The sequence below is a fragment of the Streptomyces diacarni genome (assembly GCF_003323715.1).
GTDB classification, from domain to species: Bacteria; Actinomycetota; Actinomycetes; order Streptomycetales; family Streptomycetaceae; genus Streptomyces; species Streptomyces diacarni.
On sequence record NZ_QOIN01000049.1, the window covers coordinates 21,166 to 44,126 of the forward strand.

The window sequence follows — 22,961 nt, forward strand, 5'->3', positions numbered from 1 at the left end:
AGGAAACCGGTCGACACCGCAAAAAATGCGGAGCCCGGGTACCCGGCGGCGCCTGCGACAAGCGAAGGGCGCATGCGGCGTTACCTAAAATCTGGCCGGCCTCGACAGAGAAACCTTCACCAAAGGAGAATTCCAATGGTCCGTGCACGTCGTACATTCGCCCTGGCCATCGCAGTCGGAAGTGTTGCGGTGGCCGCTTCTGCAGGAAGTGCGGCTGCCTCCCCGGCGGTCGCCGCTCCGACCTGCATCGGGAAGTCGTTCTCGGGAACTCTCGGTAAGAACAAAGCCATCTGCAACAGTGGCTACAAGCTGACGATGCAGGACAACGGGGACCTGGTGCTCCGCCGCTCCAACGGCACCGCGTGCTACGCCAGCGGCACACGGGCGCCGGGCGATGCCTCGGCGCAATACGTCAAGAATCTCTTCGGGAAGCCGTACATCGACATCAACAGCACTTCCCAAGGGCGGGTCGGCAGGATCCTCGGTGCCCACACCGGCGCGCATTTCGGCACCAACGCCAGTGTGAACAACAAGGGAGAATTCTGGGTCGGCTACAAGAAGGTCGGTTGGTGCTGAGCTGCTCCATCGAGACCCGCTTGAGCGCGGCCTTGTCCCCTTCGATGCATTGCCCGGTGGCCCCGGGCGCGGCCGGAAGGCCGGCCACAAAGCGGCCGTTACCGCATGACCGGCAGGCACCCTCACCGCCCTCAGCCGGACGAGCAGACGGCCGAAAGCGGCACTGCCCCCGCCAAGGCACGATACCTTCGGTATCGGGCCGGGCGGGCGGGCGGGCTGCCGACGGGGAATCGTGTGCTCATCTGCGGGTGGGGTCCCACGCGAACAGAAGGATGGCGGTGTCGCCGCTCAGATGCCCTCACCGACGGCCTGCCACACCAGGCCGAGAGAGGCGCGTAGCACAGGGATCTGTGCGAGCGGGGCCCCGGCGAGCGGGGCGAGCGTCATCGGGCCGGACCCGAGCCGGCGCGCGAGTCCGGGTGCGCTCAATGTTCCGACGCCCGCACCCAGCACCCCGATCCCAAGGTCACGCCGAAGGCCGTGGGTCACACGGCGAGGGTGCGGCGCCCACGACCGAACGGCTGGTCAACGACGTCTTCGACGCCCCGGATGAGCAGACCGTCGTCGTCCCGGGCACCGGGACCCTCGATGTGGTCGCGCTTCCCCTGGCCACGCCCCTCGCAGCCGTTCACGAACAACGCCGGGCGTGGAAAACACAGATCGAGGCCCTGCTGGAGACCCGCCCTCTCTGCGAGGTCCTCACGTCGATGCCCGGCGGAGCGGGTCAGGGGGTGGGGAGGACGAGGGCGGTGGCCAGGGCCGCCAGGCCCTCCCCGCGGCCGGTGAGGCCGAGCCCGTCCGTGGTGGTGCCCGCGAGGGAGACGGGCGCACCGGCGGCCGCGGCCAAGACTGCGGCCGCCTCCGCCCGGCGCTTGCCGATCTTCGGGCGGACGCCGATGACCTGGATGGCGATGTTGCCGATCTCGAAGCCGCCGTCGCGCACGATGCGTGCGGCCTCGGTGAGGAGAGTGACGCCGGAGGCGCCGGACCACTCGGGCCTGCCGGTGCCGAAGTGGGCCCCGAGGTCGCCCAGGGACGCGGCGGAGAAGAGGGCGTCGCACGCCGCGTGGGCGGCGACGTCTCCGTCGGAGTGCCCGGCGAGACCGTACGGTTCGCCCTCCCACAGCAGGCCGCCGCACCACAGCTCGCGGCCCTCCTCGAACGCGTGCACGTCGGTGCCGATGCCGACCAGGGGGAGGACGGGGCGCCCGGTGTGCCCGGCCTCGTGCCCGGCCGGCCGTGCGGCGGTGTGCTCAGTACTCAACGTTCGCCTTCCTGCGTGCCAGTACCGCCTCCGCCAGGACCAGGTCGAGGGGGCGGGTCACCTTGAAGGCCTCCTCGTGGCCGCGCACGACGACGACTTCGACGCCGAGCCGTTCGACCATGCCGGCGTCGTCGGTGGCGCCCTCGCCTTCGGGGGCGAGCCGGGCGTGTGCCTGGGCCAGGATCTTCCGGTCGAAGCCTTGCGGGGTCTGCACGGCGCGCAGGCGGGCGCGGTCCGGGGTGCCGGTCACCGGCTCGGGTTCCGCGTCGGTGCTTGGTTCGACCTGCTTGACGGTGTCGGTGACGGGCAGCGCGGGTACCACCGCGGGTGCGCCGTCGCGTACGGCGGCGGCGACGGCGTCGACCGTCTCGTGCGGAACGAGGGGCCGGGCCGCGTCGTGGACGAGCACCGTCTCGACGGTGTCGGGCAGCGCGGCGAGGCCGAGCCGTACGGAGTCCTGGCGGGTGTCGCCGCCGGGTACGACGGCGACGTCGGTCAGCTCGTGCGCGTCCAGCAGGGAGCGGACCTCCCAGGCGCCGTCCGGCGGCGCGACGACGACGACCAGTCCGACGGTGCGGGCCCGTGCCGTCGCCCGGACCGCGTGGATGAGCATGGGCGTACCGCCCAGCTCGCGCAGCGCCTTGGGCGCCCCCGGGCCGAGCCGTACGCCCCGGCCGGCGGCGGGGATCACCACGGCCGTGCGGGGGCCGGCGTCAGCCGTGGGACGCGGATCATCGGAAGGGGCGGAGTCTGTGGATTCGATTGACATCGGTAGCGCGTCCAGGGTTTGTGTCCTCAGCCGGGGTGGGTATGGCCAGGGGGTACCCCGACCGTAGGTTGGAGGTAGTGCCGGGCACGACCACTCGATCGAGCCCTTCCGTGAACACCGGTCGAGTGTGCAGCCCGGGCCCGGCACGCATGATCCGGCCGTCCCTCGGGCGGCGTGGGCTCTGTCGGCCCATAGCACCACATATGCCGCGGTGCCCGGCGACTGAGGTCATCCGGGCACCGCGGCATATGTGGAACTGCGAACAGTCGCTTGCGAGTCGCTCGCGCACAGTCGTTGCAGCACGTCGACCGTTGGAGCGTTCCGCCCGGCGGGACCGTACGTCCCTCCGGTGGGACAGTCCGCGGATCAGGAAAGCCCGTGGGTCAGGAAGCGAGAACCTCGTCGAGAAGCGCCTCGGCCTTGTCCTCGTTCGTGTTCTCCGCCAGGGCCAGCTCGCTCACCAGGATCTGGCGGGCCTTGGCCAGCATGCGCTTCTCACCTGCGGAGAGGCCGCGCTCGCGCTCCCGGCGCCACAGGTCGCGCACCACCTCGGCCACCTTGATCACATCGCCGGACGCGAGCTTCTCGAGATTCGCCTTGTAGCGGCGGGACCAGTTGGTCGGCTCCTCGGCATACGGCGCGCGGAGCACCTCGAAGACCCTGTCCAGCCCGTCCGAACCGACGACGTCACGTACACCCACGAACTCCGCATTGTCCGCCGGCACGCGCACCGTCAAATCGCCCTGCGCAACCTTCAGAACCAAGTAGGTCTTGTCCACGCCTTTGATCTGGCGAGTTTCGATAGCCTCGATCAGCGCGGCCCCGTGATGGGGATAGACCACGGTGTCGCCAACCTTGAACGTCATGTGTCAGGTACCCCTTCCGTGGCTATCCAGGGTAACACGGCAACGACGTCTTCTGAATGGCGTTTTCGCAGGTCAGGGCGTATCTCGGGGCTTGACAAGCGGCCCTCTATCGTGCTGTGGACGGTCAATGCAAGCGGGTATTCGCAGGTGGGAGCGGTTCTGCGCACCTTCGCAAACGAGGACGATCGACCTCCGCAAGAGTCTCACGACACGTCCACGGTGACCGATTTGTCCGACTGTAGGGAGCGGCCTCTTCGTACGGTCTTCCGGCTTTCCCAAGAATTGATCAATGGCTGTGTAAGAACCTGTTGATCAATTCTTCATCAACCTTCCGCATTCCCCGGAATCCCCCGCACGGAGCCCACCCGAACACCGCCGCGACCTCATGGGGAGCTCACCACGGCTATCGGCCGGCTATTCGGGCCCCGGGCGGGCACCAGGCGGCACCGAACGGGCACCGCGGTCGTGCGGCTGCCCCCTGGGGCGGTGGTCGGTGGCGGGTGGGTCGGAGGGTCGGGTGCGGGGCCTCCTCGGGCTGTCGGTAACCTGAGCGCGCACGCCAAGCCCATCCGTACGCGACCGGCAACGCTCCGGAGCCTCCCGTGCTCAGCAGCGTGCCGCCGCCCTGGCCCGCCAAGGAGTTGCCGCCGCCGTGAGCAGCAGCCTTCGTCGCGGCACCCTCGCCGCCACCACCCTCGCGCTCGCCGCCGTCTCGCTGACCGCCTGTGGCGCGGGGAACGACGCGCAGACGCTGGAGATCAAGCCCGACAACGCGGCGACGCACGTCGGGACCATCAAGATCCAGAACGCCAACGTCGTGACCGGCACGCACGGCACCGGCGAAGCGACCGTCACGGCGCGGATCTTCAACGACGGCAACAAGGACCAGACCCTCAAGGGCGTCTCGGTCAGCGGTACCCGCGCCGAGCTCAGCCCGGCCAAGGGCGAGAAGAAGCTGGTCGTCCCGGCCGGGGGCTCGCTGGAGCTCGGCGGCAAGGGCGAGGCCTCGGCGCTGCTCACCGACGCGAAGCGGGCGGGCGTCAAGGACGGCAACGCCCAGCAGGTCACCTTCGACCTCAGCAGCACCGGCGCGGTCAAGCTGAAGGCCGCGGTCTTCCCCGCCAAGGGCGCCTACAAGACGGTGGGCCCGAGCGCGTCGCCGTCCAGCCAGGGCCCGAAGCCGGGTTCCTCGGCCTCGTCGTCGGAGACCGCGGGTCCCGGTGACAAGCCGGGTGAGGAGGGCGAGGAGGGCAGGACCGGCTCCGGGCAGCAGCAGGAGCAGGGCAGCCAGGGGCAGCCTTCGGACTCCGCCTCGTCGCCCGCGGACGCCACCGAGCAGGGCGGCGCGCACGCCGGACACTGAGCCGCGCCTCGACGCCGACGCGACGGGAGGCCGCACCCTTTGGCGGGTGCGGCCTCCCGTCGCGTCAAGGGGCCGTTGACGGCCTACAAGCCGGGAGGGGGCCGTTCACGGCGCGAAGCCGAGGGGTCCGCTGACGACTCCCGGCCGAAGGGCCCGTTCACAGGCACGTAGGCCAAGGGCCCGTTCACGGCACGTAGGCCAAGGGTCCGTTCACGGCTCGAACTTGTAGCCGAGACCGCGCACCGTCACCAGGTAGCGCGGGGCGCCCGGGTCCGGTTCGATCTTGGCTCTGAGCCGCTTGACGTGGACGTCGAGGGTCTTGGTGTCCCCCACGTAGTCGGCGCCCCAGACCCGGTCGATCAGCTGCATCCTGGTCAGCACCCGGCCCGCGTTGCGCAGCAGCATCTCCAGCAGGTCGAACTCCTTGAGCGGCAGATCCACCTTGCCGCCGCCGACCGTCACCACGTGCCGGTCCACGTCCATCCGGACAGGACCGGCCTCCAGAGCCGCGGGGGTGACCTCCTCCGGCTCACCGCGGCGGCGCAGCACCGCGCGGACGCGGGCGACCAGCTCGCGGGAGGAGAACGGCTTGGTGACGTAGTCGTCGGCGCCTATCTCCAGACCGACGACCTTGTCGATCTCGCTGTCCTTGGCCGTCACCATGATCACGGGGACGTTGGAGCGGCCGCGCAGCTGGCGGCAGACCTCGGTGCCGGGCAGTCCTGGCAGCATCAGATCGAGCAGCACCAGATCGGCGCCGTTGCGTTCGAACTCGTCGAGCCCCTCTGGACCCGTGGCCGCGATCGCGACCTCGAAGCCTTCCTTACGGAGCATGTACGACAGTGCGTCGCTGAACGATTCCTCGTCCTCGACGACGAGCACTCGGGTCACGGGAGGACCTCCGGGGCGGAAAGTTGTTCATCAGCCTGGTCGACATACGGCCGCTCCTCCTCGTCGAAGGCGGCCGGTTCCTGCAATGCGCCGGAGAGGCGGTTCCGGCCCAGCCGGTCGGCCTTCTCCAGCGCGGCCTGCTCCCGCCCACTGCCCGCCTCGGGCAGCCGCAGGGTGAAGGTGGAGCCCTGGCCCTCGGCGCTCCACACCGTGACCTCCCCGCCGTGCGAGGCGGCCACGTGTTTGACGATGGACAGGCCGAGCCCGGTGCCGCCGGTGGCACGGGACCTGGCCGGATCGACGCGGTAGAAGCGTTCGAAGATCCGCTCCCTGTCGCGCTCCGAGATCCCGATGCCCTGGTCGGTGACGGCGATCTCGATGAGGTCCTCCCCGCCCTCCTGGGTGCGGCGGCCCGCGACCTTGACGCGGGTGCGGGCCGGTGAGTAGTTGACGGCGTTCTCGACGAGGTTGCCGAGCGCGGCGGCGAGCTGCCCCCTGTTCCCCCACACGTGCAGGCCTTCGGCGCCTCCGGCCAGCAGCGTGATCTGCTTGCCCTCGGCGCTGTGCCGGCTGCGCTCGATCGCCTCGGTCACCAGTTCGTCGACGCGGACCGATTCGGAGTCCTCCAACGGGTCGTCGTTCTGCACCCGCGAGAGGTCGATCAGCTCCTGGACCAGGTTCGTCAGCCGCGTGGCCTCGTTCTGCATGCGCCCGGCGAAGCGCTGCACCGCCTCCGGGTCCTCGGAGGCGTCCAGCACCGCCTCCGAGAGGAGCGAGAGCGCCCCCACCGGGGTCTTGAGCTCGTGGCTGACGTTCGCGACGAAGTCGCGCCGCACCGCCTCGATCCTGCGGGCCTCCGTCAGGTCCTCCACCAGCAGGAGCACCAGCCGGGAGCCGAGCGGAGCGACCCGCGCGGAGACCGCGAGGGCATCACCCCTTCCGGTACCGCGCCGGGGCAGGTCCAGCTCGACCTGGCGTATCTCACCGTCCCGCCGGGTGTCCCGCGCCATCTGGAGCATCGGCTCGATACCGAGCCTGCCGCCGCGCACCAGACCCAGCGCGTAGGCGGCCGAGCTGGCCTTGACGACGGCGTCGCTCTCGTCCAGCACGACGGCCGAGGAGCGCAGCACCGACAGGACCGTGTCGACGCCCGGGGGAAGCCCGGGTCCTGTGTGCAGCGAGGAGGAGGTACGGGTCGGGCGGGCCTGCTCCCGCTCGCTCCAGCGGAACGCCAGCATCGCGATCACGCCGGTGCACACACCGGCGATCGCTGCTGCCGCGGCGACCGCCGCATTCACGTCCATACAGCCAGGTTATGCGCCCCACCGAACACACCCCCAGCCCAGGAGGGGCAGCCCGCAACAGCTGTCGCCCAGTGTTTACCCGCACGGCGCCTCTGGTTCACCGTGGAGGGCCGAACCGGTCGCATCCCGGGCGCACCGTGAAAGCGTGGGGCCACCGTGAGGCCCCCGGGGGGCACCGGTACCCGGGCCTCCGGTCGAAACAGTGCGAGGGAAGGACAGCCATGCGGGACGCGTACCACGAGGAGCTGGACTCGATCGGGGACAGCCTGGTCGAGATGGCCAGGCTCGTCGGCTCCGCGATCGGGCGCGCCACCACGGCGATGCTGGACGCGGACCTCAAGCTCGCCGAGAGCGTCATCGCCGCCGACGAGAAGGTCGACGACCTCCAGCGCGACCTGGAGACCCGGGCGATACAGCTGCTGGCCCGGCAGCAGCCGGTCGCCACCGATCTGCGGATCGTCGTCACCTCGCTGCGGATGAGCGCCGACCTGGAGCGCTCGGGCGACCTGGCCCAGCACGTCGCCAAGGTCGCCCGGCTGCGCTACCCGGAGTCCGCCGTACCGCAGGACCTCCAGGCGACGCTCCTGGAGATGGGCCAGCTCGCCCAGCGGCTGATGGCCAAGGCCGCCGAGGTCCTCATCACCAAGGACGTCGACCTGGCCCTGCAGCTGGAGCAGGACGACGACGCGATGGACCTGCTGCACCGCACCCTCTTCCAGCACCTGATGGACGACCGCTGGAAGCACGGCATCGAGACCGCCGTGGACGTCACGCTGCTGGGCCGCTACTACGAGCGGTTCGCCGACCACGCGGTGTCGGTCGCGCGCCGCGTCGTCTACCTGGTGACGGGGGACTACGCCGACGAGATCGACCCGGCACTGGCCGCGGCGACGGGCGCCGCGGCGGGTTCCGCCGCGACGGGCAGTGCGGCGCCGGGTGGTGCCGCGGCGGGTGGTGCCGCGGCGGACGGCGGTGCGGCGGGCTCGGGTGAGAGCCGGTGAGGCGCTGAGCGGGGGCTCGGCGGCCCGCCGAGGTCCCGGGGGTCCCGGGGGGGGACCGGCCAAGGTCCGGGGCCGGGTGGGTGTGCACCCGCGCGCCCTTGATGCGCCCATGGCAGTGAGGCGTGCAATGGGCGGTGTCATGCCCGTCCATGACTGCCCCTGCTGAGGAGGGAACGATGGCTGACTCCCCGAAGCCGCCCCACACCCCGGCCGAACGGCCGCAGACCGCCGCACGGGAAGTGCGGGAGCTGCCCCTGCTGGGGGCGTGCGGATGCGGTGCCGGCTGCGGATGCGGTTGCCAGTCCGGCGGCGCCTGCTCGTGCGGCGGCTCCTGCGGCTGACCGCACCGCACACCCGCCGACCCGGACGCGAGTGTGCGCGAGACCCCCACGGGATACGGGGCGGTGCCCTGACCGGTTCGACAGGTCAGGGCCCCGCCTTGACCGACCGCGCGGGCCGTCGAGCCGGCAGCGGACCCGGGAGGCCGTGGCCGCGCTCTACCGGCGCTCTGCCGGCCCCCGGATGAGGCTGTGCCCCTTATCGATGAGACTGTGCCCCTTAGCGCAGCAGAACCGCAGGTCGGGGCGCGATCACGGCTGCGTGCTCGCTTCGGGCTCCGGGACGGCCTGGTAGCCTGGTACCAGAACGGGTACCTAAGGCGAGAAGGGAGGCCTCATGCCTGCTTTGAACGTGACGTTCAGCGAAGAGGAAATGGCTCAAGTCCGCGAGGCTGCGTCCCAGGAGGGCACCAGCGTGAAGTCTCTCGCGCACGACACTGTTCTCGCTGAACTGCGCCGTCGGAAGGTGCGTGCCGCCGCTCTGCGCACGGCGAGGATTTCCGCCGGCCTCAACAAGCGTCTGGCCACCAAGTAGCCCGGAGTTCCCACATCACCGAGTATCTGGATGAAGAGGACGTCCTCTCCATCGCTGAGATCACGCTCGGTAGTCGACCGGGAATTCGGGAGTGGGGGCTTTTGTCCTCTGCCGTACAGCGGCCCCGCTCCAGCGCCTTCGGTCAAGACGCGTATCCCGATCTGTTCGAGAAGGCCGCTGCTCTTCTGCACTCTGTTGCCAGCAACCACAGCCTGATCGATGGCAACAAGCGCACTGGATGGGCGACGGCCATCGTCTTCTTGGACCTCAACGGGTACGAGCTTGCCGAGCCGCTGGACGAGGACAAGGCGGAAGCCTTCGTTCTCGAGGTTTCTCAGAGTCGGCTTGAGATCGGCGAGATCGCCGAGCACCTGGCGTCCTTCGTGAAGCCTTCGTAGGTGACGCTCTGGCGCTGGCGCAGCCAGCACCATGGCCAGGGCTCCCACAGGCACAACCACGGCCCCCACTCGCGGCGACTCCGCAGGCGGGGGCCGTGGTCGCGCCTGCGTTACTTCTTCTTGCCCTGGTTCTTGACGGCTTCGATGGCGGCCTTCGCGGCGTCCGGGTCGAGGTAGGTGCCGCCGGGGTTGACGGGGTGGAAGTCGGCGTCCAGGTCGTAGGAGAGCGGGATGCCGGTGGGGATGTTGAGGCCGGAGATGTCCTCGTCGGAGATGCCGTCCAGGTGCTTGACCAGCGCGCGCAGCGAGTTGCCGTGGGCGGCGACCAGGACGGTCTTGCCGGCCATCAGGTCCGGGATGATGCCGTCGAACCAGTACGGCAGCATCCGCTGGACGACGTCCTTGAGGCACTCCGTGCGGGGCCGCAGCTCGCTGGGGACGCCCGCGTAGCGGGGGTCGTCGCTCTGCGAGAACTCGGCGCCGTCCTCCAGCGGGGGCGGCGGCACGTCGTAGGAGCGGCGCCAGAGCATGAACTGCTCCTCGCCGAACTCGTCGCGGACCTGCGCCTTGTCCTTGCCCTGGAGCGCACCGTAGTGCCGCTCGTTGAGCCGCCAGGAGCGGCGGACGGGGATCCACAGGCGGTCCGCGGACTCCAGCGCGAGCTGCGCGGTGCGGATGGCGCGCTTCTGCACGGAGGTGTGCAGTACGTCGGGGAGCAGGCCGGCGTCGCTGAGCAGCTCGCCGCCGCGGACCGCCTCCTTCTCGCCCTTCTCGGTGAGGTTGACGTCCACCCAGCCGGTGAACAGGTTCTTGGCGTTCCACTCGCTCTCGCCGTGGCGGAGCAGAATCAGCTTGTACGGTGCGTCGGCCATACCCGGAAGCCTACGCGTCGGCCGGTCGGCGGGGAGCGAGGGTGGGTGTGGGCCTCACCGGCAGGCGGCGAAGTGTGGGGCGCCGCCACATGGGGGGCCGTGGCCGGTTTCCCTAGCGTGCGGCGGCATGGTTCCCCCTTCTTCGTCCCCCTCGGCGTCCTCGGCCGCCGCGCCGCCCACCGCCCGTTCGCTGCGGCGGATCGTCGCGGCGAGCCTCGTCGGCACCACGATCGAGTGGTACGACTTCTTCCTCTACGGTTCGGCCGCCGCGCTGGTCTTCAACACGCTGTTCTTCCCGGACTCCGATCCGCTCGTCGGCACGTTGCTGTCGTTCCTCACGTACGCGGTCGGCTTCGCGGCCCGCCCGGTCGGCGCGCTGGTCTTCGGTCACTACGGGGACCGGATCGGCCGCAAGAAGCTGCTCGTCATCAGTCTGCTGATGATGGGTGGCGCGACGTTCGCCATCGGGCTGCTGCCCACGCACGCCACGGTCGGCTCGTTCGCGCCCGTGCTGCTGACGACGCTGCGCCTGGTGCAGGGTTTCGCGCTGGGCGGCGAGTGGGGCGGCGCGGTGCTGCTGGTGTCCGAGCACGGGGACGCCAGGCGGCGCGGCTTTTGGGCCTCGTGGCCGCAGACGGGCGCACCGGCAGGTCAGCTGCTGGCGACCGGTGTGCTGGCGGTGCTCACCGCGCTGCTGACCGACAGCGCGTTCGAGAGCTGGGGCTGGCGGGTGCCGTTCCTGCTGTCCGGGGTGCTGGTGGTGGTCGGGCTGTGGGTACGCCTCGCGGTGGACGAGTCACCCGTCTTCAAGGAGGCCAGGGACCGCGCCGAGGCCCGCAAACAGCAGGCCGACGCCGCGGACGAGGAGCCACCGCTGCCGGCCGTGCTGCGGCACCACTGGCGTGACGTACTGGTCGCGATGGGCGCCCGCATGGCGGAGAACATCAGCTTCTACGTACTGACCGCCTTCATCCTCGTCTACCTCACCGACCACCTCGACCTGTCGCAGCAGACAGGACTGAACGCCGTACTGCTCGCCTCCGCCGTCCACTTCTGCGTCATCCCGCTGTGGGGCGGCCTCTCCGACCGGGTGGGCCGCCGGCCCGTCTACCTGCTGGGCGCGCTCGGCGTCGGCGCCTGGATCTTCCCGTTCTTCGCGCTCCTCGACACCGGGAACTTCGCCCTGATCGCCCTCGCCGTCACGGTCGGCCTGGTGCTGCACGGAGCGATGTACGCGCCGCAGGCGGCGTTCTTCTCCGAACTGTTCGCGACCCGGATGCGGTACTCGGGCGCCTCGATCGGGGCGCAGTTCTCCTCGGTGGCGGCGGGAGCGCCCGCGCCGATGATCGCGACCGCGCTGCTGGCCGCATTCGACGGCTCCGCGATGGTGTCCCTGTACGTCATCGCGGCCGCGCTGCTGACCGTCGTCGCCCTGGCGTGCGCGGACGAGACACGCCACCGCGACCTGAACGAGGTGGGCGAGCCGGACGATCCCGCGCGCCCGGGCGCGGGCGGCCGCGCACCGGAAGGGGCGGGCGAGACGGCGCCCCCGTCCTCAGCCGCCGACGGCTCCCGCCAGCCGGTGGAGCCGTAGCGCCAGCTGCACCTCCAGCGTGCGGTGCGGCGCCTGCCAGTCGTCGCCCAGCAGCCGGGCCACCCGCTCCAGCCGCTGGGCGACGGTGTTCACGTGGACGTGCAGCAGGTCCTTGGCGCGGACGGGGCTCATGCCGCACGAGAAGTACGCGTCCATGGTGGCCACCAGGCCGGTACCGCGCTGTGCGTCGTAGTCGAGAACCGGCCCCAGGGTGCGGCGGACGAAGCCGGTGACGTCCCGGGTGTCCGTCAGCAGCAGCCCGAGGAAACCGAGGTCCGAGGCGGCGGCGCCCTCACCGCACCGGCCGAGCAGGCTGAGCGCGTCCAGGCAGCGCCGGGCCTCCGGGTAGGCGGCGGCGACCGAGCCCGGTCGGTCGGCGGGTGCGGGTACCGGCGCCGAGGCGCCGACCGTGACGGGCCCGCCCACGGCCCGGCCCAGCTCGGCGGCCACCTGCCGTGCGAGGCGGGAGACGGCCTCGCCGTCTCCCGGGTAGGCCGCGCCCCCCGTGCCTCCCGCGCCGGCGGGCCCCGCAGGTGAGGGGTCTCCCGCGGGGGCGGGGCTGCGGGAGAGGGTGGGGCGGCCGGTCGGGGTGGGGCGGTCGGAGGCGGGTGGTGGGGGGAGGGGGAGCAGGAGGACGGGGCCGCCGTCGCGGGTGGCGGCCAGTCCGTGCCGGGTGGCGGCGAGGTGCCCGGCAGCGGACCACAGGCGCTGCCTGTCCCCCTCGCCCTCGCCGGGGGCGAGGGGGCCGCGGGCGGCGGCCGGCGGGTCGAGGCGCACGGCGAGCACCGTGTGGGGGACGTCCAGGTCGGCGCCCACCCGGGCGGCACGGTCGCGCAGCAGGTGGGGGTCGCGGTGTGCGGCGTCCAGCAGGTCGTCGAGGAGTTCGCCGCGCACCCGCTGCTCGGCCTCGCCCGCGGACCGGCGTGCGAGCTGGAGCAGCGAGGTGACCATCGCGGCGCGCTCCAGGGTGCGCTGGTCGACGGGTGCGAGCTCGGGGTGGCCGTGCAGCAGCAGCGCGCCGAGTGGTTCGCCGCCCGCGGTGACGGCGGCCACCCAGGTGTCGTCCTGGCGTACGGCGTGTCCGTCGCGGCGGGAGCGTGCGACGGCGGCCTCCCAGGCGACCGGACCGCCGCTGTCCGCGAACTCGACGGCGCCGCCGAGCACTTCGGCCAGCGCCCGGGTCACATCCGAAACGCCGCCGCCGCGCACGACGAGTTCGGTGAGCCGGTCGTGGACGTCGGAGGCGCGGCGGATGGTCGCGTTGACGGCGCGGAGCCCGGCCAGGGCCTGCGTGGTCTCGGTCAGCAGCCGGGTGTTGTCGAGGGCGACGGCGGCGTGCGCGGCGAACGACCGCAGCAGCGCGATCTGTTCGGGCTCGAAGACGCGCTCGCGGCGGTCGGCCGCGTACAGCACGCCGATGACCTCACGGCCGCGCAGCAGCAGCGGCACCCCCAGGATGGCGACGAGGCCCTCCTCGCCGACGCCGCTGTCGATGGGGTGGGTGTGCTGGAAGCGGGCGTCGCGCGGGTAGTCCTGGGTGGCGTAGGGGCGGGCCGTCTGCGCCACGAGCCCGCCGAGTCCCTCGCCCATGCCGAGCCGCAGTTGCTGGAAGCGGGCCGAGACCGAACCTTCGGTGACCCGCATATAGGTGTCGCCGCGCTGGGGGTCGGTGAGCGTCATGTAGGCGACCTCGGTGGACAGCAGGCGGCGGGCGCGCTGCACGATGGCCTGGAGCACGTCGTCCACGTCGCGCAGTCCGGCCAGGTCGTGCACCGTCTCGAACAGCGCGGTCAGTTCGGCCTCGCGCCGCCGCCTGCCCTCCAGCTCCGCGCGGATGCGCAGCGCGAGGTGCTTGCCGCGTGCGGCGGCGGAGCCGCTGTGCGCCGGTGCCGGGTGCGCCGCGGGGTCGTCGTACGCCTCGGGCGGGGCGCCCCGGGTGAGGAGTTCGAGGTACCCGAGGCAGGCGTCGGTGTGGTCGTCGGATCCGTCGTCGGGGGTTGGCGGGCGGCTCGTGGGGCGCATGGGCACAGGGTCAGTGCGCGGTCCAGGCGCCGTCGAGGGGCAGGGACGACCCCGTGAGGAAGGAGGCGGCCGGAGTGCACAGGTAGGCGACGGCCTCGGCGACCTCCTCCACCTCCAGCAGCCGCTTGAGCGCCGAGTCGGCGAGCAGGACGTCGGTGACGACGCGCTCCGGCGGAATGCCGTGCGCCTCCGCCTGGTCGGCGATCTGCCGCTCCACCAACGGGGTGCGCACGTAGGCGGGGTTGACGCAGTTGGAGGTCACCCCGTGTTCGGCCGCCTCCAGCGCCGTCGTCTTCGACAGCCCTTCGAGTCCGTGCTTGGCCGCCACGTACGCCGACTTGTACGCCGAGGCGCGCAGCCCGTGGACCGAGGAGATGTGCACGATCCGGCCGAAGCCCCGCGCGTACATGCCCGGCAGCGCGCCGCGCGTGGTGCGGAACGGGGCCTCCAGCATGAGGGTGAGCATCGTGCGGAACGCCTCGGGCGGGAACTGTTCGAGGGGCCGCACGAGTTGCGTGCCCGCCGCGTTGACGAGCACGTCGGCGCCGTCGGCCGCGCGTTCGGCGGCGTCCAGTCCGGCGTCCTGCGTCAGGTCGAGCGGGTGGGCCTCGACGGCCGCGGCCGAGGGGCCGGCCGTCCGTGCCACCTCCTCGGCGAGTGCCGTGAGCCCCTCGGGGTCCACGTCCAGGGCCCGGATCCGGGCCCCGGCCGCCGCCAGCCGCAGTGCGCACGCCCGGCCGATACCGCCGGCCGCGCCCGTGACCAGGGCGGTACGACCGGTCAGGTCCAGGGCGACGGCGCGGGAGGCGGACTGCGGGGAGGCGGCCTGCCGGGGCTCGGCCTGCGGGGGCTCGGGCTGGGGCGTCATGGGGGCCAGCCTAGGCGCGGGCCCCGGCCCGCACGGATGTGACCCGCGCCCATTCTTCGCGGGCCTCCTGTGTGCCGCGGGTACGCTTCCACCGCGTCAGGCCACTGCCCGGCGGCTCACCTCGGCCGCGACGCCGACTTCCCCGGTTCCCCCCTCTCCCCCGGCCGCGCCCGTGCCCGGGAAGGGCAGCCCGCCGTCCACCAGCACCGTGCCGGCCACCCGGGAGGGGTGCCGGGCGGCGGCGAGCGCGGCGACGAAGCCGCCCATGGAGTGGCCGATCAGCACGGCGCGCCGCTGTCCGAGGTGGTCGAGCAGCGCCAGGACGTCGGCGACGTGCGCGGCGAGCCCGTAAGGACCGGGCAGGTCGGCGCTCGCGGCGCGTCCGCGCAGGTCGGGGGCGTAGAGCGAGGCACCGGGGAGGACGGCGCGCCCGAGGGGCTGGGCGCGGCTGGGGGCTGACCTCCGACAGGTGAGCCCCTCCGCACGGCGTCGATTGACCGCTTCCGGTAATTCACTGGTCACCTCACCACGCCTGTGAGTAACGTGCGCTACGCGCTGAGACACTTACATCGGCGCGGAGCGTCGTCGCGGGCCGTCGCGTGCGGCGAGCGTGAGGCAAGGGGGAGCGGTCATGGGCGCGAAGGTGTCTGTCCGAGGGCTGAAACAGGCTGCCGCCGAGAGCGTCGGCGGGCTCCCCCGCCAGTTCTGGTGGCTGTGGACCAGCACGCTCGTCAACCGGCTCGGCGCCTTCGTGGCGACCTTCCTCGCCCTCTACCTGACCGCCGAACGCGGCTTCTCCGCCTCGTACGCGGGACTCGTCGGCGCGCTCTACGGGCTCGGCGGTGTCCTCTCCTCCCTCGGCGCCGGTGTACTCACCGACCGGCTGGGACGGCGGCCGACCATGCTGGCCGCCCAGGTGGCGACGGCCGCCTCCGTCGCCTCGCTCAGCCTGGTGACCCACCCGGTCGCGATCGCGGCCGTCGCCGGACTCGTCGGCATGGCCTCCAACGCCTCCCGCCCCGCCGTGCAGGCGATGATGGCCGACATCGTCGCCCCCGAGGACAGGGTGAGGGCGTTCAGCCTCAACTACTGGGCGATCAACCTGGGCTTCGCCGTCTCCTCCACCAGCGCGGGACTCATCGCCCAGTACAGCTACCACCTGCTGTTCCTCGGCGAGGCGGCGATGGTGCTGGTCACGGCCGTCGTCGTCTTCGCGAAACTGCCCGAGTCCCGGCCCGAGGCGCCGCCCGCACCCGCGCACTCCGCGGACGGGCGCGAGGCCGCCGCCGTCTCCATGGCCACGGTGGTGCGGGACAAGCGCTTCATGGCCGTCGTCGCGCTCAACCTGCTGCTCGCCACCCTCATCCAGCAGGCCTTCGTCTCCCTGCCCATCTCCATGGGCGAACACGGCCTGACCAGCACCGACTTCGGCACCGTCATCGCCCTCAACGGCGTCCTCATCGTCGCACTCCAACTCCCCCTCACCCGCTTCATCGAGCACCGCGACCCCGCCAGACTGCTGATCGTCTCAGCGCTGCTGACCGGGTACGGCTTCGGACTGAACGCGTTCGCCGGATCCGCGGCGTTCTACGCGGTGGCCGTAGCGGTGTGGACAGTCGGCGAAATGATCAACTCGCCCACCCAGATGGGCCTGGTCGTGCGTCTCTCCCCCGCCCACGGGCGAGGCCGCTACCAGGGCATGTACACGCTCTCCTGGTCCGTGGCCTCCTTGAGCGCCCCACTGCTGGGCGGAACCGTCATCGACCGCTTCGGCTCCGACACCCTGTGGGCGGCCAGCGCCGTCGTCGGCACCCTCACCGCAGCCGGCTACGGACTGCTGCTGCGCAGCCTGCGCGACGCCGGACCCGACGAGCCGGTGGCCGCCGCCGACCCGGCGGCCGAGCCGGGGACGGCACCCGTCGCATAGGGAGCCTGTGCGGTGTACGTGAGGCTCCCGCAGGTCCGCCCGATCCCCGCCTCATGGCCCCGCGCGCCACGCACCGGCCGCCGGCTCGTCACCACCTTGGCCGGTTACTCCCCGACCGGCACCGCGGAGGGGAGCGGGGACGGGGCGGCGATCCGCCGCATGGCATGGGGCGACGTGCGCGCCCCGCTCGGCGAGGCCGCCGCGCACGGCCGTGGTGCCCCTCGCATAGGCGTCCCCCACCTGGGTACGCCGGGGGACGGTGATGCCCGCGCTGGGCGCCGCTCGCACCCGGCCGAGCTGCGAAAGGCGGTGAGGACCCATGAGTACGACCCTGAAGCCCCCGGCCGACCAGGACCTGAGTCAGGACGTGCGCCCTGAGGCCCCGCAGGACATGGCGCAGGACGTCCGCCAGGACGGCCACCGGAAGAAGACCTCCGAGGAATCCGTCGGTGAACTGGTCAAACAGGCCTCGGCACAGATCTCCGACCTCGCCCGCCAGGAGATGCACCTCGCACAGGCGGAGATGCAGCAGAAGGGCAAACGCTTCGGCCTCGGTGGCGGCATGTTCGGCGGAGCAGCCCTGTTCGGCTTCGTCGCCCTGCTGGCCGGCACCGCCACCGGCATCGTCGCGCTGAACCTGGTCTGGCCCCTGTGGCTGGCCGCGCTCGTCGTGACCGGCGCCCTGCTGGTGCTGGCGGGCGTGCTCGCCCTCGTGGGCAAGCAGCAGATCAGCAAGGCCACCCCGGCCACGCCCGAACGGGCCGTCGAGAGCATGAAGGCCGACGTGACCGAGATCAAGGAAAGGTCGCACCGATGACCGGCAACTCCCACAGCCACGGCGCCAAGCCGACCCCCGACGAGCTGCGCGCCCAGGTGGAGGAAACCCGCAGGGAACTCGGCGAGACCGTCGAGGCGCTGGCCGCCCGCGCCGACGTGCGTGCGCAGGCGCGGCAGAAGGCCACGCAGCTCAAGGGCCAGGCGACCGAGAAGGCCCACACGATGGGGGACAGGATTCAGCACCGGACCCCCCAGCCGGTGCGGGACAAGGCCCACCAGGCGGCCGAGATGACCCGTGCGGGCGGCGGAGCGCCACTCGTCGCAGGCGTGGCCGTGCTCGCGGTGCTCCTCGCCGTCCGCAGCAGGAGGCACTGAGATGAACACGGCAAAGATCGCCTACAAGCCGGTCGGCATGGCGCTCGGTGCCGCCAGCGGCGCCATGTCCGGCGCGCTGTTCAAACGGATCTGGAAGGTCACGGGCCACGACGAGGACGCCCCCGGCGCCACCGACCAGGACCGCGGCTGGCGGGAGATCCTCCTCGCGGCCGCCCTGCAGGGTGCCATCTTCGCCGCCGTGAAGGCAGCGGTGGACCGCAGTGGCGCCACCACCGTCCACCGCCTGACCGGCACCTGGCCCAACTGAGTCCCCTTGCTGAGCCCTCTTGCCTGACCAGGGCAAGAGGGCCGCTTCACGCGGCTGTCCGCCGCCTCGTAAGCAGGCGGCGGACAGCCGTGTCAACCGCTTCCCTCGACGGGCCGGTCGGGCAGGTCACCGCCCCGGCCCCGTCGCACGGAAGCCCGTCACACGGATACCGCGCTCCGGCCGGGGGCCGCCGCCCGCTGCCGTACACCGGCCGGACGCCCGGCACCGGAACAGTGCGCAGGCGTGCCGGCCGCGGGCGTCGACTCGCTCGCGTGCCGGGGCCCGACCAGGGGCAGCCCCTGGTCGGGCCCCGCCTCGCCGCCCTCGGGCGCCCCGCTCCGCGCGAGGTACCCGCGCCACGAACCGATCCCCAGCACGACTCCCACAACGAGCGCGAGGGCGGAGAGCACGTCCCTCGCCGCGGCCACGGAACGACGGCCCCCACCGGGCCTTTCGCTCCCCTCGCCTGCGGCACCGCCGCCCCGACGGTCACGCCAACTCCGCTCCGCACCCTCGCCTTGTGCCTCGCCCACTGCTCTCACCTGCCTCGTCACTGCTGCTCGCCGGCCGGCCGTCGTCCCGCCCGCCTCCCGCGGGCCACGAGCCGTACCAGCCCGTCCCTCAGGTGTGATGCGGCACCCGCCGCAAAAGTTCACGGCTCCTCGCGCCTGTTTCGACGTGTCCGCCCGTCAGGGCCGAAGGAGCCGCCTGCGCACGGCCGATGACACCGTCGGCCTGCGGCCGATGACACCGCCGCCGCGCGGCCTATCATGGCGACTCGCGCCACGAACGGCGGAACTGAGGGGCACGGGTGGAAACGTTCAAGGCAGAGTGGGACGCGCTGATAGCGCAGGGCCAGGCCCGGCGGGACGCGCACACGCGGCTCAACTCGGCTGCGCACGCCGGCGGTGGCGGCGGTACGGGGCCCGGCGGTGCCGACCGGGTGGCCACCGACCCCGCGGCGAAGAAGGCCGCGGCGAAGTACGTCGAGGAGCAGTTGCTGCCGCACCTGCGGGGCGCGGGCACGATGGGCGGGGAGCCGCCGCGGGAACCGGCGCCCGGAACGCTCGGCGGCGAACGTGCACAGACCGGCGGCACGATGCAGCTGTGGCAGGCCTGGGAGGGTGTCGAGCACGTGCTGGGCGAGTGGAGCAAGCAGGTGCGCAACCTCGAACAGCGCTTGCAGGGGGAGCGGGACGCGCTGCACGGTGCGAAGGTGCTCTTCCAGACGCGTGACGGCCTGGTGCGCAACGCCCTTCTCGGCGGCCAGGGTCCGCTGCTCACCGACCTGCCGGGCGGCCGGCCCACCGGCCTGCGGCCGCTCCGGTAGACGGGCGGTCGCACGCGATGAGGCTCTCTTTCCGCGACATCATGTCCGCCGACATGACCGAACTGGATGACGTCGCCGCCGCGTGGAAACGCATGAGCAAACGCTTCGGTGAGCTGCGTCGCGACTACAACACCCATGTGCGCGGCCACTTGGCGCACAGCCAGTGGGCGGGGGTCGCGAAGGTGACGTTCGACGAGGTCGCCACGGTGTCCTCGGGCGAGTTCGGCAACGCCAAGAGCCAGGCCGAGGGCATCGCCACTCTGCTGACCGAGGCGTACGAGGACCTGGTGGCGCGGAAGAAGGCCCTCGGCAAGCGGGTGGCGGAGGCGGAGGACGACAAGATGAGCGTGGACGGCAGCGGCCGCGTCACGCTCGACACCACGAAGCTCAACGAGGGGGAGCGGCTGGCGAGGGGCCACGATCCCACGTTCGCGTCGGCCCTGGACGACAAGGTCGCTGACTGGCAGACGGCCGTCGAGGCGGCCGTCGAGGCCGTCAACGAGGCGGACGCCGCGATCAAGAAGGCGCTGATGGCCGCCGTCGCGCCGCCGGGCAGCCGCGCGGCAGGCATGAACGGCTTCAACCCCCGCAAGGTCGACTACACGCCCCCGGGGACGCGGGAGGACCTCGACCGCATCCTCAAGGACTATCAGGTGGGCCCCGACCCCGGCGGCATCGTCGGATACCCCCGCAACTGGATTCTGCGGGCCGCTCTCTTCAGCACCGTCACCGTGACGGAGACGGAGGCGGACATGCTCGACGAGCTGGGGCTGGCCGGCCTGCCCGCCTTCAACGGCATCAAGGAGAACGCGTTCGACACCGCCGACGCCCGGTTCTCCAGCGACGACCGGAACGACGACCACAACGACGCGTTCCGCCACTCCTACTGGAACGCGCTGATGACGAAGAAGTACGGCGCCGAGTGGACGGAGAAGTACACCATCGCTCACGAGGCCCGCCCCGGGAACCCCGCCGAGCGGGAGGCGATGGACCTGTACAACAACGAGGTCGGCAGGCGGATCGCCCAGGCGCACCCCGACGCGTCCGAGGAGGAACTGGCCGACCTCGTCGAGAAGGCCGTACGGGGCGGTGACATGGTCGTCATACCCAAGGGCGGGGGCAGGCTGGCCTTCAGCGACCAGGTGGGCCCCGACGGGACAGGTGACCCGACGCTGGGAGCGCCCGAGGCCGAGAAGGACCAGGTCTCCGGTTACACGGACAGCGGCGGCTCGGGCAGTGGCGAGCGCAGTGGAGCGGGGAGCGGAAGTTGAGGCGGGGCGTGGTCGCCGCGGGTGCCGCGGTGTTGCTGCTGTGTGCCGGGTGCGCGGATGCGGGGGAAAAGGTGAGCGAGTCGTACGAGTCCGCCGTCGGCAAGACCGGGGTGGCCTATGACGAGGGGTTGTCAAAGAAGCTGCGGAAGCTGAGCCGGGAGGGCGGCACCGCGAAGCTCGCGGACCTGACGGTCTTCAACTGGGAGAAGGTGCACGTCTTCTTCGAGGGGGCGACGGCCGAGGAAGTCGAGCGGGCGGTGGGCGAGCCGGTGCTCGACGGCAAGCGGTACTACGACGCGGGCAACCTGTTGGTGTTCGAGTACAACGGCAAGCTCTCCAAGGCCGTCTCGGTGATCCCGGACCTGTTGGCCGTCGACGGCAGGCACACCTGGGGCGCAGGGGTGGTGCTCACGGCCCGCGCCCCCAGGTCCCTGCTGGCGCTGTCGGAGCGGTAGCAGGCGGGCGCCAGGCTACCGCTCCGGCTTCCGCGTCAGGTGCGTGAACGCGTCCAGGTTGCGGGTCGACTCGCCGCGCGCCGTACGCCACGCGTACTCCTTCTTGATGGCGGTGGCGAAGCCCATCTCCAGCAGCGTGTTGAACGAACCGTCGGCGTTCTCCAGGACGCTGCCGAGGAGACGGTCGACCTCGTCGGGGGTGACGGAGGCCAGCGGCAGCCGTCCCGCGAGGTAGATGTCGCCGTGGCTGTCGACGGCGTAGGCAACGCCGTAGAGCCTGGTGTTGCGCTCCAGCAGCCACCGGTGGACCGCCGCGTGGTTCTCGTCGGGGTTGCGGACCACGAAGGCGTTGACCGACAGGGAGTGGGCGCCGACGGCCAGCGAACAGGTGGTCTGGAGTTTGCGGGTGCCGGGGAGCGTGACGACGTAGGTGCCCTCCGCCGGGTTCTCCCACTCCAGCTCGGCGTCCGTCAGCGTCCGCTCGATCGTCGCCCTGGCGGCGGCAGCAACCTCACCCATGCGGCGATCGTAGGCGACGGCGCCGCTCCTGCGACGCGGCGGCGTACACCTCGGCGGTCGCCTCGGCCGCCGCGCCCCAGCCGAAGTTCTGGGCGTGGGCGGCCGCGGCGTCACCGAGCCGGTCGGTCAGCGCGGGGTCGTCGAGGAAGCGGCGCAGGGCCCGTGCGTAGCCGGCGGGCTCGTGCCCTTCGACGAGGAAACCGCTGTCGCCGTCCCGTACGACGACGGGCAGCCCGCCCACGGCGGCGGCCACCACGGGCGTGCCGCAGGCCTGCGCCTCGGCGGCGACGAGACCGAAGGACTCGCTGTAGGACGGCATCACCAGCACGGACGCGGCCCGGTACCAGTCGGCGAGCTGTTCCTGGCCCACCGGCGGGCGGAAGTGCACCAGGTCGGCGATGCCGAGGCGGGCCGCCAGTTTCTGCAGCCCCTCGGGCTTGGCCAGGCCGCTGCCGCTGGGCCCGCCCACGACGGGGACGATCATGCGGCCGCGCAGCGAGGGGTCCTCGTCCACCAGCAGGGCGGCGGCGCGCAGCAGCACGTCGGGGGCCTTGAGGGGCTGTATGCGCCCGGCGAACAGGGGGATGAAGGCGTCGGGAGGCAGCCCGAGGCGGGCCCGCGCCGCGCTGCGGGCGCCGGAGGGGCGGAAGCGGTCGAGATTGACGCCGGGGTGGACGACGGCGGTGCGCTCCGCCGGCGCCTCGTAGTGGTGCATCAACTCGCCCGCCTCTTCCGCCGTGTTGGCAATGAGGCGGTCGGCGGCGCGCACGATCTGGGTCTCCCCGATGACGCGGGCGGCCGGCTCCGGGGTGTCGCCTGCGGCGAGGGCGGCGTTCTTGACCTTGGCCATCGTGTGCATGGCGTGCACCAGGGGCACGCCCCAGCGCTGCGCCGCCAGCCAGCCGACGTGCCCGGAGAGCCAGTAGTGGGAGTGCACCAGGTCGTAGTAGCCGGCCCTGTGCCCCGCCCACACCTGCATCACGCCGTGCGTGAAGGCGCACAGCTGCGCGGGCAGCTCCTCCTTGGACAGCCCCTCGTAGGGCCCCGCGTCGATGTGCCGGACCAGCACACCGGGGACCAGCTCGACGGTGGGTTCGAGCGCGCCTGTCGTCGCCCGCGTGAAGATCTCCACCTCGGTGCCCTGCGCCGCCAGCTGCCGGGCGAGCTCCACGATGTAGACGTTCATGCCGCCCGCGTCGCCGGTGCCCGGCTGGTGCAGCGGGGAGGTGTGGACGCTGAGCATGGCCACCCTGCGGACACGGCGGGCGGCCCCGGACAGCCTGAGCAGCGCGCTCCTGGGCTGGTGTGTCCGGGACGGGTGACTGCCGCGCCGCTGACCGAGCCGGGACACGTAATGGCTCACGGTGCCGATGCCTCC

Annotated in this window: 25 protein-coding genes and 1 pseudogene; 15 read left to right on the forward strand and 11 right to left on the reverse strand. The window is 72.0% G+C overall.

What is annotated here, in order from left to right:
• Nucleotides 1-135 precede the first annotated feature (135 nt).
• Both DTL70_RS25305 and DTL70_RS25310 read left to right on the forward strand, forming a co-directional pair.
• Nucleotides 136-576 carry a hypothetical protein gene (locus tag DTL70_RS25305; RefSeq protein WP_114024321.1) on the forward strand — a complete coding sequence of 147 codons (441 nt, stop codon included), beginning with the start codon at nt 136-138 and terminating at the stop codon, nt 574-576.
• A 515-nt stretch (nt 577-1,091) separates the two neighbouring features.
• Nucleotides 1,092-1,292 (forward strand): annotated as a pseudogene (locus DTL70_RS25310) (IS110 family transposase); the annotation flags it as partial.
• An 8-nt stretch (nt 1,293-1,300) separates the two neighbouring features.
• On the opposite strand, the gene ispF reads toward DTL70_RS25310, so the two are convergent.
• The 3 genes from ispF to DTL70_RS25325 form a co-directional block, all read right to left on the reverse strand.
• Complete coding sequence (gene ispF / locus DTL70_RS25315; RefSeq protein WP_114024322.1) at nt 1,301-1,840, reverse strand: 2-C-methyl-D-erythritol 2,4-cyclodiphosphate synthase; 540 nt, start codon at nt 1,838-1,840, stop codon at nt 1,301-1,303.
• Complete coding sequence (gene ispD, locus DTL70_RS25320; RefSeq protein ID WP_114024323.1) at nt 1,830-2,609, reverse strand: 2-C-methyl-D-erythritol 4-phosphate cytidylyltransferase; 780 nt, start codon at nt 2,607-2,609, stop codon at nt 1,830-1,832. The genes ispF and ispD overlap by 11 nt, the downstream gene beginning before the upstream one ends.
• 383 nt (nt 2,610-2,992) lie before the next feature.
• Entirely contained in the window at nt 2,993-3,475 is a 483-nt protein-coding gene (locus DTL70_RS25325; protein ID WP_016472332.1) for a CarD family transcriptional regulator, read from the reverse strand.
• A gap of 652 nt (nt 3,476-4,127) precedes the next feature.
• On the opposite strand from DTL70_RS25325, the gene DTL70_RS25335 reads away from it, so the two are divergent.
• Nucleotides 4,128-4,838: a copper chaperone PCu(A)C domain-containing protein gene (locus DTL70_RS25335; protein WP_114024324.1), complete on the forward strand. Its 711-nt coding sequence runs from the start codon at nt 4,128-4,130 to the stop codon at nt 4,836-4,838.
• 210 nt (nt 4,839-5,048) lie between these two features.
• On the opposite strand, the gene phoP is transcribed toward DTL70_RS25335, so the two are convergent.
• Nucleotides 5,049-5,720: a two-component system response regulator PhoP gene (gene phoP, locus DTL70_RS25340; RefSeq protein ID WP_479685630.1), complete on the reverse strand. Its 672-nt coding sequence runs from the start codon at nt 5,718-5,720 to the stop codon at nt 5,049-5,051.
• Between the two features lie 5 nt (nt 5,721-5,725).
• Nucleotides 5,726-7,033, reverse strand: coding sequence for a two-component system sensor histidine kinase PhoR (gene phoR / locus DTL70_RS25345; RefSeq protein WP_114024326.1), 1,308 nt, complete (start codon nt 7,031-7,033; stop codon nt 5,726-5,728).
• 221 nt (nt 7,034-7,254) lie between these two features.
• Between phoR and phoU the strand changes: the two genes are divergently transcribed.
• From phoU to DTL70_RS25360, 4 genes are all read left to right on the forward strand, one after another.
• Entirely contained in the window at nt 7,255-8,034 is a 780-nt protein-coding gene (phoU, locus tag DTL70_RS25350) for a phosphate signaling complex protein PhoU (protein ID WP_245979716.1), read from the forward strand.
• 176 nt (nt 8,035-8,210) lie between these two features.
• The gene (locus DTL70_RS33705) at nt 8,211-8,375 is read left to right on the forward strand and encodes a hypothetical protein (protein ID WP_181861081.1); all 165 of its coding nucleotides are present in this window, start codon (nt 8,211-8,213) and stop codon (nt 8,373-8,375) included.
• Between the two features lie 334 nt (nt 8,376-8,709).
• A complete protein-coding gene (locus DTL70_RS25355; RefSeq protein ID WP_114024327.1) occupies nt 8,710-8,907 on the forward strand; it encodes a hypothetical protein in 198 nt (65 codons plus the stop codon).
• 26 nt (nt 8,908-8,933) lie between these two features.
• The gene (locus tag DTL70_RS25360; RefSeq protein ID WP_342776512.1) at nt 8,934-9,305 is read left to right on the forward strand and encodes a type II toxin-antitoxin system death-on-curing family toxin; all 372 of its coding nucleotides are present in this window, start codon (nt 8,934-8,936) and stop codon (nt 9,303-9,305) included.
• 110 nt (nt 9,306-9,415) lie between these two features.
• Here DTL70_RS25360 and DTL70_RS25365 read toward each other — a convergent pair whose 3' ends face one another.
• Nucleotides 9,416-10,177: a phosphoglyceromutase gene (locus DTL70_RS25365; protein ID WP_114024329.1), complete on the reverse strand. Its 762-nt coding sequence runs from the start codon at nt 10,175-10,177 to the stop codon at nt 9,416-9,418.
• A 127-nt stretch (nt 10,178-10,304) separates the two neighbouring features.
• Between DTL70_RS25365 and DTL70_RS25370 the strand changes: the two genes are divergently transcribed.
• On the forward strand, nt 10,305-11,771 hold the full coding sequence (locus DTL70_RS25370; protein WP_114024330.1) for an MFS transporter: 1,467 nt from the start codon (nt 10,305-10,307) through the stop codon (nt 11,769-11,771).
• On the opposite strand, the gene DTL70_RS25375 is transcribed toward DTL70_RS25370, so the two are convergent.
• The 3 genes from DTL70_RS25375 to DTL70_RS35000 all read right to left on the reverse strand — a co-directional run bounded on the left by DTL70_RS25375 (nt 11,733) and on the right by DTL70_RS35000 (nt 15,183).
• Nucleotides 11,733-13,793, reverse strand: a complete 2,061-nt coding sequence (locus tag DTL70_RS25375) for a helix-turn-helix domain-containing protein (RefSeq protein ID WP_114024331.1) — start codon at nt 13,791-13,793, stop codon at nt 11,733-11,735. The two genes, DTL70_RS25370 and DTL70_RS25375, sit on opposite strands and share 39 nt — an antisense overlap.
• 10 nt (nt 13,794-13,803) lie before the next feature.
• A complete protein-coding gene (locus DTL70_RS25380; protein ID WP_114024332.1) occupies nt 13,804-14,661 on the reverse strand; it encodes a 3-hydroxybutyrate dehydrogenase in 858 nt (285 codons plus the stop codon).
• A gap of 96 nt (nt 14,662-14,757) precedes the next feature.
• Nucleotides 14,758-15,183, reverse strand: a complete 426-nt coding sequence (locus tag DTL70_RS35000) for an alpha/beta fold hydrolase (RefSeq protein WP_425470408.1) — start codon at nt 15,181-15,183, stop codon at nt 14,758-14,760.
• Nucleotides 15,184-15,292: 109 nt separating this feature from the next.
• On the opposite strand from DTL70_RS35000, the gene DTL70_RS25390 reads away from it, so the two are divergent.
• From DTL70_RS25390 to DTL70_RS25425, 7 genes are all read left to right on the forward strand, one after another.
• Complete coding sequence (locus DTL70_RS25390) at nt 15,293-16,588, forward strand: MDR family MFS transporter (protein ID WP_181861082.1); 1,296 nt, start codon at nt 15,293-15,295, stop codon at nt 16,586-16,588.
• 391 nt (nt 16,589-16,979) lie between these two features.
• Nucleotides 16,980-17,405, forward strand: coding sequence for a phage holin family protein (locus DTL70_RS25395; protein ID WP_114024394.1), 426 nt, complete (start codon nt 16,980-16,982; stop codon nt 17,403-17,405).
• Complete coding sequence (locus DTL70_RS25400) at nt 17,402-17,740, forward strand: DUF3618 domain-containing protein (RefSeq protein WP_114024334.1); 339 nt, start codon at nt 17,402-17,404, stop codon at nt 17,738-17,740. The genes DTL70_RS25395 and DTL70_RS25400 overlap by 4 nt, the downstream gene beginning before the upstream one ends.
• Before the next feature lies 1 nt (nt 17,741).
• Nucleotides 17,742-18,008 carry a DUF4235 domain-containing protein gene (locus DTL70_RS25405; RefSeq protein ID WP_114024335.1) on the forward strand — a complete coding sequence of 89 codons (267 nt, stop codon included), beginning with the start codon at nt 17,742-17,744 and terminating at the stop codon, nt 18,006-18,008.
• Nucleotides 18,009-18,819: 811 nt separating this feature from the next.
• Nucleotides 18,820-19,338 carry a hypothetical protein gene (locus DTL70_RS25415; RefSeq protein ID WP_114024337.1) on the forward strand — a complete coding sequence of 173 codons (519 nt, stop codon included), beginning with the start codon at nt 18,820-18,822 and terminating at the stop codon, nt 19,336-19,338.
• 53 nt (nt 19,339-19,391) lie between these two features.
• The gene (locus DTL70_RS25420; protein ID WP_147266816.1) at nt 19,392-20,609 is read left to right on the forward strand and encodes a DUF6973 domain-containing protein; all 1,218 of its coding nucleotides are present in this window, start codon (nt 19,392-19,394) and stop codon (nt 20,607-20,609) included.
• A complete protein-coding gene (locus tag DTL70_RS25425) occupies nt 20,606-21,064 on the forward strand; it encodes a hypothetical protein (protein WP_147266817.1) in 459 nt (152 codons plus the stop codon). Before DTL70_RS25420 ends, DTL70_RS25425 begins: the two co-directional genes overlap by 4 nt.
• A gap of 15 nt (nt 21,065-21,079) precedes the next feature.
• Here DTL70_RS25425 and DTL70_RS25430 read toward each other — a convergent pair whose 3' ends face one another.
• Nucleotides 21,080-21,583: a type III secretion system chaperone family protein gene (locus DTL70_RS25430; protein WP_114024340.1), complete on the reverse strand. Its 504-nt coding sequence runs from the start codon at nt 21,581-21,583 to the stop codon at nt 21,080-21,082.
• Nucleotides 21,576-22,946, reverse strand: a complete 1,371-nt coding sequence (gene mshA, locus DTL70_RS25435) for a D-inositol-3-phosphate glycosyltransferase (protein WP_114024341.1) — start codon at nt 22,944-22,946, stop codon at nt 21,576-21,578. The genes DTL70_RS25430 and mshA overlap by 8 nt, the downstream gene beginning before the upstream one ends.
• Nucleotides 22,947-22,961 lie beyond the last annotated feature (15 nt).

Coding starts and splice junctions, on each gene's coding strand:
- DTL70_RS25325 (WP_016472332.1), bottom strand. CDS start 3,475: ATGACGTTCAAGGTTGGCGACACCGTGGTCTATCCCCATCACGGGGCC.
- DTL70_RS25380 (WP_114024332.1), bottom strand. CDS start 14,661: ATGACGCCCCAGCCCGAGCCCCCGCAGGCCGAGCCCCGGCAGGCCGCC.
- DTL70_RS25390 (WP_181861082.1), top strand. CDS start 15,293: ATGGGCGCGAAGGTGTCTGTCCGAGGGCTGAAACAGGCTGCCGCCGAG.
- DTL70_RS25405 (WP_114024335.1), top strand. CDS start 17,742: ATGAACACGGCAAAGATCGCCTACAAGCCGGTCGGCATGGCGCTCGGT.
- DTL70_RS25420 (WP_147266816.1), top strand. CDS start 19,392: ATGACCGAACTGGATGACGTCGCCGCCGCGTGGAAACGCATGAGCAAA.
- DTL70_RS25395 (WP_114024394.1), top strand. CDS start 16,980: ATGGCGCAGGACGTCCGCCAGGACGGCCACCGGAAGAAGACCTCCGAG.
- DTL70_RS25370 (WP_114024330.1), top strand. CDS start 10,305: ATGGTTCCCCCTTCTTCGTCCCCCTCGGCGTCCTCGGCCGCCGCGCCG.
- DTL70_RS25375 (WP_114024331.1), bottom strand. CDS start 13,793: ATGCGCCCCACGAGCCGCCCGCCAACCCCCGACGACGGATCCGACGAC.
- DTL70_RS33705 (WP_181861081.1), top strand. CDS start 8,211: ATGGCTGACTCCCCGAAGCCGCCCCACACCCCGGCCGAACGGCCGCAG.
- DTL70_RS25400 (WP_114024334.1), top strand. CDS start 17,402: ATGACCGGCAACTCCCACAGCCACGGCGCCAAGCCGACCCCCGACGAG.
- phoR (WP_114024326.1), bottom strand. CDS start 7,033: ATGGACGTGAATGCGGCGGTCGCCGCGGCAGCAGCGATCGCCGGTGTG.
- ispD (WP_114024323.1), bottom strand. CDS start 2,609: ATGTCAATCGAATCCACAGACTCCGCCCCTTCCGATGATCCGCGTCCC.
- DTL70_RS25365 (WP_114024329.1), bottom strand. CDS start 10,177: ATGGCCGACGCACCGTACAAGCTGATTCTGCTCCGCCACGGCGAGAGC.
- DTL70_RS25430 (WP_114024340.1), bottom strand. CDS start 21,583: ATGGGTGAGGTTGCTGCCGCCGCCAGGGCGACGATCGAGCGGACGCTG.
- DTL70_RS25305 (WP_114024321.1), top strand. CDS start 136: ATGGTCCGTGCACGTCGTACATTCGCCCTGGCCATCGCAGTCGGAAGT.
- phoU (WP_245979716.1), top strand. CDS start 7,255: ATGCGGGACGCGTACCACGAGGAGCTGGACTCGATCGGGGACAGCCTG.
- DTL70_RS25355 (WP_114024327.1), top strand. CDS start 8,710: ATGCCTGCTTTGAACGTGACGTTCAGCGAAGAGGAAATGGCTCAAGTC.